Genomic DNA, 9,012 nt, shown 5'->3' on the forward strand with positions numbered 1-9,012 from the left:
AACACGGGTTCGAATCCCGTACGGGTCATCAAAAGAGCAGTTTGCATTTGCAAACTGCTCTTTTATTTATGGTGGATAAATGAAGGGTTTTATAGAAGAGACAATTTTTAATGAGACTAATAAGCTGAATCAAAAAAGACGTTTTAATCCATACATATGTGGTAAACAGATAGTACAGAGCCCAAATAAGATTTTTAGAGGCTACTGTGAAAGGTTAAATACTTAGATGAAGGGACTGATTCGATTTTTAAAGACGTAACAGCGACTTCAGCAAATGTATTACCCAAATTAACAAGTAGGTATTGTGATTTAACGAATGGTACTCTCGTTATGAACCGTTATACGTAACGAAAGGGCCTCACAAGGGCAAATGAACAAGAGAATTATTTTTAGTAAGAGAGGGGAGCCTGCATCATTTTTGATGCAGGCTCTTCTTATGTTGAAGCTATAAAGTAAGGTACATAAGGTATTGAATCTGAATATTGTTTGTAGATACAAGTTCTACTTAATTTGAATAATTGTTGATAGATGTAAGGTTTTGTAGATGAATAAGTTGGCTAGAGATATTGAATAATCACCTCGTATAGAGTACAATGAGTTGAATATAAGTTCAACTTAAAAAATGAGGTGTTTAGAAATGAAAATTTCACGTTTTAATAAAGATTGCGGTAACTCCGTTGATATGAACATTATGGATGGATATCTATTCGATTTTCCAACGAATGTAGTTGAACTTCAAAAAGAAGCTGCAGACTCGTTTTTCACAGATGCTGTTACAGCTCCAGAAGAATTTAAGAAGCGTATTTTACTTTCTACAACCATTCATGGGGAAGAGAAAGAGCGTTATTTCTTAGTAGGAGATATTGCTGCAAGTCAATTACTCGCCAACAATCACATTAATAAATTACATAATAAAATTACAAGTCATATTCCATACATCACCTTTTTAGCTGCTATTGCTTATTACCATGCGTTACATGCGAAAAATAAAAAAGACAATACAATTGAAATTGACTATTTTTCTACTATGTTACCAATCTGGCTCCTTAAAAAAGAGAGCACATTTGGAGCAGCTCAAAAAGCCATGGCAAATCGTTTCTTAGGCGACCATTCATTTACTGTGCATACACCTGGCTTTGAAAATACGTTAAAAGTAGTAGTAGAAGAAAGTGCGTGCTTAAAAGAGGGAGAAAGTGCACGTTTTGCCTTGAAAAAAGACTTAACGCTTGAAGATCGTGAAGATGCGAATGAGTATGTGGAATGTGAAACAGTTATGGTGGACATTGGTGGTGGTTCCATTGATGTGGTTATTTTACCGGAAGGTTTGAAAGCTGCCAATAGCCGTGAGTCATTCCAAAGCATTGAAGGCATTCCTTATTTAGCGCATATTGATAAATTACGTAAAGAAAAATTCCTAGAACTGTTTACAGACTTACGTGCCTTTGATCAATTTATTCTTGATAACTACAGCAAACAAAAATTTGTATTAAAAAACGAAAATACAGGCGAATCCATTGATTTAACAAGTACAATCAAGTCTTCTCTTCGAGAATATGTAGAGATTTTATTGGCTAAATTAAATGATGTTGCACCACCACCAGCGAACAAACTACGTAAGTATGTATATTGCGGAGGGGTAGCCCCTACTTTAGAGGTAGCTATCATGAATAGTATGCGTGACAAAATTGGAGAAGAACGTACTGAGAAGTATCATAAGGTGCCCCAAGATAGCCGCCATTTAAATTTATTTGGCTTAGAGATTCGTAGTATGGGTTACGTTCAAAAGAAGCACGCAACAGAGAAGAAAGCCGTTAAATCCTAACAACGTAGGTGATGGGGATGTCAGAGCGTCAAAATGCGTTTACGATTAAGACAAATCGATTGAGTGATGAAGTTTATAATAAGCTAGCTAAATATGCTAAATCGCGTAGGTTAGGGGATTATATTTCATCTTTAATTCTACGTGATTTAGATGATTCATCTACTCAAAAAAAAGTAATTGAAGACAAAAAAACCTACGAAATGCTTGAACATATAAAGAATGAATTAGCTGATTTAAAAACATTAGTAAAAACAACAGGTTTTGTAGGAAGTGTCTCTTTCAAAGAAGAAGAGCCTTTAAAGGTTCCCCAACTGAAAGAAGGAAAGATTGCAGATTTAGAAAATATATCTGGCTCATTAGACGATGACGACTTAGAAGAATATAACGATTTTTAAACAGTAAAGCCACTAGAAACATACTAGTGGTTTTTTCTGTTTTTATTTTAAAGACTTACCTTATAATGAGATTGCTACTTCCTTAAATATTAGTGTGGGAACAGTTAAGGCGAGGATTCATCGAGCAAAATCTTTATTGAGAAAGATGTATGCGAAGCAAGGTAGTGATTAGCTGGATATTTATTTATTTTTTATAATGCTATTTATATTAATTAGTAATAGGTTATAAAGGGTTTTAAAAAATAAATGATAATACTTATTTTGACATAATTCGACACCCATTATATAGTAAGATATTTATAAATTTACATATTGAGATAAAGGCAAACTAGTTGAAAGGCTAGGACGCAAAGCTACAGGTCTAAGGTCAAGTGGCTATGGCAGCTGAGCCCCCTGAATATCTGGAGGTAATTTTTATGGACAGTAAAGGACAATTAGTAGCACAAGAACTAAGTCAAGAATGGGTCAAACTTATAAAGGAAGCTAGAGAATTGGGATTAACCATTGAGGAAATTAAGAAGTTCTTAGAAAGCAAATAGACACTTTAACCATAAACAACATTAATTATAATTAATGTTGTTTATGGTCATTTAATTTTTGAGATTTTCTATTCAAAAACTTCTTAAATTCCTCTGGAGTAATGGTGGAATTCATCGCTTCTTTAACTAAATCTAGCCATTCCTGGGGAAGGGTAGTATCATGGTTTAAATTATTCATTGCAATATTCCTCCTCTACAACTTGTCCTATTATAAAACAAATTAATTTGTAATATAACCCACAATGTTAAAAATATTACTTTTAACCTATTATTTTCTTGTTGATAATACATTTGGAATTCCCTCTGTTTATTTAGTTTATAAAAAATCAAGATTTAATAACCTAGGTATGCTAATAAAGGCATAAAAAATGAATGGTGGGTACATTCAAAGTTAACCTTTATTTATGAAGTACATTTGAAAGGATTTTTATTAATGAAAGAGGACGAATCACTTAAAGAAGACTTAATAATCGATAATATGGGGAGGGTAAAGATACCACCCCTGTTTTTAAAGCATGTTAATATCCAGCCATCTGCTACAATACAATTCTTTACCTACAAAAATTATTTTATTATGAAGCAGATTGAAGCTTCACCGGTATTTTTAGAGAAAAAAATGAAGATGAACAATTTAATTAGAACTATCGATCATTTAGGCTATATTGTAATTCCAAAGATACTCCGTGAAATACATGATATGAATTTATGTGAAAAAATAGGAGTGAAATTAATTAACAAGAGTATTATTTTCTACAAAAAAAGAAAACAGAATAAATCCCCAGGTCTAATAAAAGAGCCTATAGAACCTGAATTAAATAGGTTATCTTTACTTGAAATAAAAGAAGGGAAGATAAGGCTTCCTAATTTTTTATTGGAATCATTTAATCTAGAAGTAAGTATGCAATTACAGTTTTTTACTAAAGACCAAGGCACCATTGTTGCAAAAAAACACCGATATGAGTTTTTTACAGAAGGAAATCTTTTCTTTACTGGGCAATCGCGCGTAGTAAACAAAGATAAATACTTAAACATCCCTAAAAAGCTAAGGAATTATTTAAACGTCAATAACGGTGACGTTTTGGAAGTTAAAATAGAAGGAGATAAGTTAGTTATAAAGAAAGCTACTTAGAACGAAATACGAGTTAAAAACTTATATCCAGAAGAAATGGATGTTTTCTTTTATAGTTGAATTCAGGTTACTAATAATTTTGTAATAGAAGGAAGCCTACTTTATTATTTATAATAACATCCCTGTTTTTATCAAAGAGACAGTTGAGAACAATACTCTTATTAAATAAGTTGGCTTTTTCAATGAGAACCAATACAAGTAGGGAAATGAGCATTTCTCTAAAGTGCTGAAATTTGCAAGTTATACGCAAAATAATAGTTAATTTCCTCAGATATCGTTTCTCTGCATATTAAAATCGCCGATTAACTAGGTTTTTATTTAATATTTGTCCGACAAATCACAACCTTATTTTATACTAATATTAAGCATGTAGATACAGATTTCATAAAGAAACCAAAAAAGGCTATCTCAAAGATGAGATAGCTTTTTTCAGTTTCTTCTGATGGTTTAGGTGTTCTTAAAAGATTATATCTTAGTGCTATTATAAGGTCTTTTGTCAGACATGTCATTATAAATTTTCTGACATTTATAAAAACATGCAGAAGTTAAGGCCATCTAATATAAATAGTCCAAAAAGGCACACCTTTTTATACGCATAAAAACCCAAGGATAAAGCGTCTATTTAATCTAAATAATAAACCTTTATAAACGTATAAAAAGTATTTTATCTTTATAGACAATATGTAATATTCAATTTTAGATCATTGCGTACTTGCAATAATGAATAACATTCTATATGTTGAGCAAACTACAAAAGAAGCGCGAATACTCGGTTGATGACTCTTCCTTTTTTCCGAGGTTCGGACAGAAAAAAACTACCTTACTCCCTTAAGGGAGTTTTTTCATTTGCTGTTAGTATATTTTTTAGGAAATAGGAACAAAATGTAATCGAATACCTTCCAACATTGGTATTTCTAACCCACTTTCTTTAATGAAAAGCTACTGTTGAGGCACAGTAGCTTTTCTATTTTAGGCTGTATATGCCGTTTTTTATCAATAATGTGTCAGTAGTGCTACAAGATGTGTCATTTTCTATACATACGTGTATCAAAGGTTATAGGACATCGTTCTCATGGTATACTATCGATTCATGACAAAACACTGTATATGCAGCATGTTTTGTTCATTTTCTGCTTTGGAGGGACAATTTCATTGTTTGTTGTTCCTCCTTTTTATTTTATATAAAAAACAATGAATTACTCTCCAGAGTACTGTTATCCTTAAGTCAAGGGAGTTGAAATATTATGAAAAAGACCGAGCACATCAAGAGGTATGAGCAAGGTATTACTAGTAAGTTTGCTGTGTACAGCCTTCCATATGTTTATGACTTCTCTATTTACGCTATTGACATCTTTTATACTGATACAGAGGACTACTTCTTTGGCTGTGCTAAGAACACTACACTTGAAAGAATCTTTACTCGTAAAATCCACCAAGATGAACTAGGGTATTATTTCAAGTATGCTCAAGAAAAGGTCTATCTCAACAGTTTTAATCCAATAAAGAACAATAAGCTACAGTTTGTTCAATGAACTGGCTTTTTTTATGCCATCCAAGACAAATAACCTATCATATCACCATTATGAGAAGTAAATGCTAAGAATATCAGCATGATTAACCCTGTTGTTTTATTTGATATGAATCCTTTCCCTTTATTCGAACATTCTACTACTTAAGAAACCCTAAAAAGTTTACTCAAAGATATAAAGGTGGATTCAATATAAATGAATAATAAGGTTTATATGATCTTTCGTGAGATCTTCATTGTTTGCATTGCTCCCTTTACTATTATCTTTCTTACCGATCTTTTGGCGCAAATAACCAGTAAAAGAAATTGATTTATATTCTTCTCCCACTATAAACGGATAATAAATAGCAACTTGAGCAAACTACTCGAGATGTCTCCGAGCATCGACTCATACAACTGAATTCTGTAGCAGAAAAAGCCTACCTCTTTTGACTGGGAAGAGATAGGTTTTTCTGTTTTTTAAGATGACTATGATATACAACCTTAGTTAACATAAAGCTGGTTATGCAAAACGTTTTATGAGCTAAATCATTTCTAATACACACATGTAATAATTAACGTATTTTAGTGAAAATAACGTTAACCATTACATGCTTCGTAGAAAAAAATAGACTCTTTTTTTACATGCGTTTAGAAAAATATTTCTCATTTTACTTTTTAATATCAAATAATGCTCCACAAATTCGTTATTTTATGACCATTCAGGAAGTTACAGCTTTATAAGCTGCAAAAAACCCTTAATAAAAGGATTTTTTAGCATGATGTTTCAGATATTTTATATCATGCAAACCGGTCTCTACTTCAAATCAACGAAAGATTTTGTGGAAATTTGCATTTACTTTTATTTGAAAAGAGTAAAATTATTTGATGATAATTTAGAATTTTTGTGAATTAATAGGAATTTTTGTAGAAAGTATTTTATATACAGGAGAAAACTAACATAATGTATTTAATGTTAGTTTTTATAAGGAGTTTATTACAATGCATAATGAACACAATCTTTTGTTATTTAGAAGAGAAGTGAATCGCTTGAGAGAAGAATACAAGAATTGTGAAAAGGAACTGATTAAAAGTGAAATTCATAGGGATATTATATTATTGAGCGATGCCATAAAAGTTGATTATAAAGTAAATAGGTAGGAAATATGTGTTCACTTATGTAATCAAATTTACTTATTTATTACACCAGTTTAACTTCATTTTCATTTCCTTGTAACTGGCATGCTTTATAATGAATTAAAGTAGTTGGACAATCATACGAAAGACCATTTTGAATTTAGGCGGTGGGATAATGAGCGAACAGACCTATTCTGACATACAACATAAAAAAACTCGATTATAGATTCTTTAATCCATTTAGGAATCTATAAAAAAGGAAACAAACAGCTCTATGAATTAACATTACATGAGTTAGAAACAGAGTATCATATAGTTAATCCAGCATTCCAAGACCTATCTTTTTAAGTTTTTGCTAATCGCAATTCATTTGTTAAGAGGAGGGTTAATCTATGTTTTTGAAAAAACTAATCAAAAATGGTTTAATTACGGTTAATTATTATGAAAATGGGTCATTACAAACGTGTAAAGGCCGTGTTTATAATCTTAATCTCCATGAACAGACCCTGTCTTTAAAAGATGAAAAACAAAATATTTTCTTTATTCGTTTATCCGGTATTGAAGACATTTATTGATTTCCTTTATTTGATTTAAACTTAGTGAAGAATTTTCTCTATTTTTTATGATAAATGGTCACTTGGTATGTATAAGAAATTTCTAGTTAAGGAGCCATAAAGATATAAAAGTGAAATAAAAAAGGGGGAGGAATGATGAGAGAAAACAAACAAATATGGTCTGATTTTATTGAGGAGGACCGATTTGAACTGCATTCGTACCTTACTTATTTATTTAAACAATGTGACGAGGATAATCTAAGACAGTTAAAAGATGAAAATATAAAAGAATAAACCTATAAATAAAGCAAATCGGAAGGATAAAAAATGAAAATGAAGATAATGTAGGCGACCTTATGATTCTAATCGAATGAATAGGTCGTTTATTGCTGTTATAAACCTTTTTATAAGAAGCTAATTTGATGTCAAAAGAAAACGAAATGTTAAATTTGAGGATTAATTTATGTAAATAGATTAAAGATTTACTAGAAGAAATAGAGCAGGGGAATTTAGTTTGAAAAAGAATATATATAAAATAAAACCTCCTAATTCTCTTTGAAGCTGGTAAGGAGAAAGTCTAATTATTAGTTTATCAATGATTTCTTTTTAGTGATCTTAATATGGTATTAGTACAAAAATCATCAAATCAAGCTAATTAAATTGCCCATAGGATTAACATTCTTTTGCTACAGAGGTAATTTTCCTCTTCCCCACTACCTTCTACGCGTATCCATACAAGTTCCCGTTTTCTAATATAATACACTTATGTAACAGCTTCCACCTGCAATATTACGTAGTATTTTCATTATAGATAGTAGAGTGTTTTTTCTACACCCAGTTAAAAAGTTTTTTCGTTCAGTTTATAGTAACTATGTGGTATCCGGTTTTTAACCGTCTGAACTTTAGAAGGAGGAATACCTTGTGAATACAACTGTTAATGAATTGTATGATTTTGGAACAGTCGTAAAGAGGAAGCTATTAAATAATAATCTATATGCTTATTATTTGAGTGATGCCATGAGAAGAGGAAATCATTTTGATTTTTTATATTATTTTTTGACAGCAACTGTAGATAGTCGAACACCTATACCTGAACATGTCTCTACTGTTTTTTTGAAGGTTCTTAGCGATAAAACAAAGTTGAGTGATCTTACTCCATTTATCATGGGAATGGTCGGGAAATAAACAAAAGTTAAGAGATGTATGTCTTAAATCCTTTAATTGAAGCACCCATTTAGGAATCGATTTAATAGTTCAGTTTAATCAGGATATGAATATGATTTAAAGATACGTCAATTACATTCGTTCCAATGATTAAATAAATCGTTTAAATAACAGGAGGAGCACTTTATATGGATACTATATTAAGAGTATCATCACTATCAAATCCAAATTCAGTTGCAGGTGCAATTACAGCCGTATTTAGAGAAAGAGGTAATGTGGAAATTCAAGTAATGGGAGCCGGCGCTTTAAATCAAGCGATTAAAGCTGTTGCGATTGCAAGGGGATTCGTAGCTCCCAGTGGTGTTGATTTGGTTTGTGTTCCTGGGTTTACAAATATTTTAATCGATAATGAAGAAAGAACAGGAATCAAATTAATTTTAGGCTCTAGAAAAAAACGATAGATTTGCGTTAAGTAAAAAGGGCTTTTTAGCTTGTTATTGTCGATAATTACTGTTATATAAACTAAAAAAGCATATAGTATGCATTTTCAAATGCAAAAAACTACCTCAGGTAGTTTTTTGAGAACATACACCATAATAAAATTAGAGTTGGTGTTTCCATCTTTATAATCAATTTCAAATTTATAGTGGTTTTATTCATCAAAAACTATAGTTATTTAACAGCTTGTTTTAATTCCTTTCCTGCTTTAAAAGCAGCCACTTTCGAAGCAGGAATATCTACTTCTTCACCTGTTTGAGGATTACG

At 31.2% G+C, this 9,012-nt stretch carries 12 protein-coding genes, 2 pseudogenes and 1 riboswitch; of the genes and pseudogenes, 12 read left to right on the forward strand and 2 right to left on the reverse strand.

Annotated elements, in window-relative coordinates:
• Window positions 1-637: 637 nt before the first annotated feature.
• The 4 genes and pseudogenes from ACFX4W_RS01010 (at window position 638) to ACFX4W_RS01025 (ending at window position 2,756) form a co-directional block, all read left to right on the forward strand.
• Window positions 638-1,822, forward strand: coding sequence for an Alp7A family actin-like protein (locus tag ACFX4W_RS01010; protein ID WP_377559042.1), 1,185 nt, complete (start codon window positions 638-640; stop codon window positions 1,820-1,822).
• A gap of 17 nt (window positions 1,823-1,839) precedes the next feature.
• Window positions 1,840-2,217 carry a hypothetical protein gene (locus tag ACFX4W_RS01015; RefSeq protein ID WP_377559044.1) on the forward strand — a complete coding sequence of 126 codons (378 nt, stop codon included), beginning with the start codon at window positions 1,840-1,842 and terminating at the stop codon, window positions 2,215-2,217.
• A gap of 55 nt (window positions 2,218-2,272) precedes the next feature.
• A pseudogene (locus tag ACFX4W_RS01020) lies at window positions 2,273-2,389 on the forward strand (RNA polymerase sigma factor); the annotation flags it as partial.
• Between the two features lie 140 nt (window positions 2,390-2,529).
• Window positions 2,530-2,614: riboswitch (cyclic di-GMP riboswitch) on the forward strand.
• Between the two features lie 19 nt (window positions 2,615-2,633).
• Window positions 2,634-2,756 carry an anti-repressor SinI family protein gene (locus ACFX4W_RS01025; RefSeq protein ID WP_328259400.1) on the forward strand — a complete coding sequence of 41 codons (123 nt, stop codon included), beginning with the start codon at window positions 2,634-2,636 and terminating at the stop codon, window positions 2,754-2,756.
• A 31-nt stretch (window positions 2,757-2,787) separates the two neighbouring features.
• Here ACFX4W_RS01025 and ACFX4W_RS01030 read toward each other — a convergent pair whose 3' ends face one another.
• Window positions 2,788-2,934: an anti-repressor SinI family protein gene (locus ACFX4W_RS01030; RefSeq protein WP_377559046.1), complete on the reverse strand. Its 147-nt coding sequence runs from the start codon at window positions 2,932-2,934 to the stop codon at window positions 2,788-2,790.
• A 255-nt stretch (window positions 2,935-3,189) separates the two neighbouring features.
• Here ACFX4W_RS01030 and ACFX4W_RS01035 point away from each other — a divergent pair, with 255 nt between their 5' ends.
• From ACFX4W_RS01035 to ACFX4W_RS01070, 8 genes and pseudogenes are all read left to right on the forward strand, one after another.
• Complete coding sequence (locus tag ACFX4W_RS01035) at window positions 3,190-3,885, forward strand: AbrB/MazE/SpoVT family DNA-binding domain-containing protein (protein WP_377559047.1); 696 nt, start codon at window positions 3,190-3,192, stop codon at window positions 3,883-3,885.
• A gap of 1,244 nt (window positions 3,886-5,129) precedes the next feature.
• A complete protein-coding gene (locus ACFX4W_RS01040; protein WP_377559048.1) occupies window positions 5,130-5,417 on the forward strand; it encodes a hypothetical protein in 288 nt (95 codons plus the stop codon).
• Window positions 5,418-6,394: 977 nt separating this feature from the next.
• Window positions 6,395-6,553 carry a hypothetical protein gene (locus tag ACFX4W_RS01045; RefSeq protein WP_193426061.1) on the forward strand — a complete coding sequence of 53 codons (159 nt, stop codon included), beginning with the start codon at window positions 6,395-6,397 and terminating at the stop codon, window positions 6,551-6,553.
• Window positions 6,554-6,704: 151 nt separating this feature from the next.
• Window positions 6,705-6,877, forward strand: a pseudogene (locus ACFX4W_RS01050) (Fur-regulated basic protein FbpA).
• Window positions 6,878-6,921: 44 nt separating this feature from the next.
• Entirely contained in the window at window positions 6,922-7,104 is a 183-nt protein-coding gene (locus ACFX4W_RS01055) for a YolD-like family protein (protein ID WP_029325259.1), read from the forward strand.
• Window positions 7,105-7,239: 135 nt separating this feature from the next.
• Window positions 7,240-7,377 (forward strand): hypothetical protein, encoded by a 138-nt coding sequence (locus ACFX4W_RS01060; protein ID WP_377559050.1) that lies wholly within the window; start codon window positions 7,240-7,242, stop codon window positions 7,375-7,377.
• A gap of 627 nt (window positions 7,378-8,004) precedes the next feature.
• Window positions 8,005-8,268, forward strand: a complete 264-nt coding sequence (locus ACFX4W_RS01065; protein ID WP_377559052.1) for a hypothetical protein — start codon at window positions 8,005-8,007, stop codon at window positions 8,266-8,268.
• A gap of 167 nt (window positions 8,269-8,435) precedes the next feature.
• Window positions 8,436-8,708, forward strand: a complete 273-nt coding sequence (locus tag ACFX4W_RS01070; RefSeq protein ID WP_377559053.1) for a stage V sporulation protein S — start codon at window positions 8,436-8,438, stop codon at window positions 8,706-8,708.
• Window positions 8,709-8,919: 211 nt separating this feature from the next.
• Here the strand turns inward: ACFX4W_RS01070 and ACFX4W_RS01075 are convergent.
• Window positions 8,920-9,012: HU family DNA-binding protein (locus tag ACFX4W_RS01075; protein ID WP_377559055.1), on the reverse strand; the 93-nt coding region annotated here is incomplete at its 5' end.

Source organism: Priestia sp. YIM B13489 (assembly GCF_042787645.1).
Taxonomy (GTDB): Bacteria; Bacillota; Bacilli; order Bacillales; family Bacillaceae_H; genus Priestia; species Priestia megaterium.

Bases quoted from the DNA above. Each gene is read 5' to 3' on its own strand.
- ACFX4W_RS01055 (WP_029325259.1), top strand. From the start codon at position 6,922: ATGTTTTTGAAAAAACTAATCAAAAATGGTTTAATTACGGTTAATTAT.
- ACFX4W_RS01030 (WP_377559046.1), bottom strand. From the start codon at position 2,934: ATGAATAATTTAAACCATGATACTACCCTTCCCCAGGAATGGCTAGAT.
- ACFX4W_RS01045 (WP_193426061.1), top strand. From the start codon at position 6,395: ATGCATAATGAACACAATCTTTTGTTATTTAGAAGAGAAGTGAATCGC.
- ACFX4W_RS01060 (WP_377559050.1), top strand. From the start codon at position 7,240: ATGAGAGAAAACAAACAAATATGGTCTGATTTTATTGAGGAGGACCGA.
- ACFX4W_RS01070 (WP_377559053.1), top strand. From the start codon at position 8,436: ATGGATACTATATTAAGAGTATCATCACTATCAAATCCAAATTCAGTT.
- ACFX4W_RS01010 (WP_377559042.1), top strand. From the start codon at position 638: ATGAAAATTTCACGTTTTAATAAAGATTGCGGTAACTCCGTTGATATG.
- ACFX4W_RS01035 (WP_377559047.1), top strand. From the start codon at position 3,190: ATGAAAGAGGACGAATCACTTAAAGAAGACTTAATAATCGATAATATG.
- ACFX4W_RS01015 (WP_377559044.1), top strand. From the start codon at position 1,840: ATGTCAGAGCGTCAAAATGCGTTTACGATTAAGACAAATCGATTGAGT.
- ACFX4W_RS01040 (WP_377559048.1), top strand. From the start codon at position 5,130: ATGAAAAAGACCGAGCACATCAAGAGGTATGAGCAAGGTATTACTAGT.
- ACFX4W_RS01025 (WP_328259400.1), top strand. From the start codon at position 2,634: ATGGACAGTAAAGGACAATTAGTAGCACAAGAACTAAGTCAAGAATGG.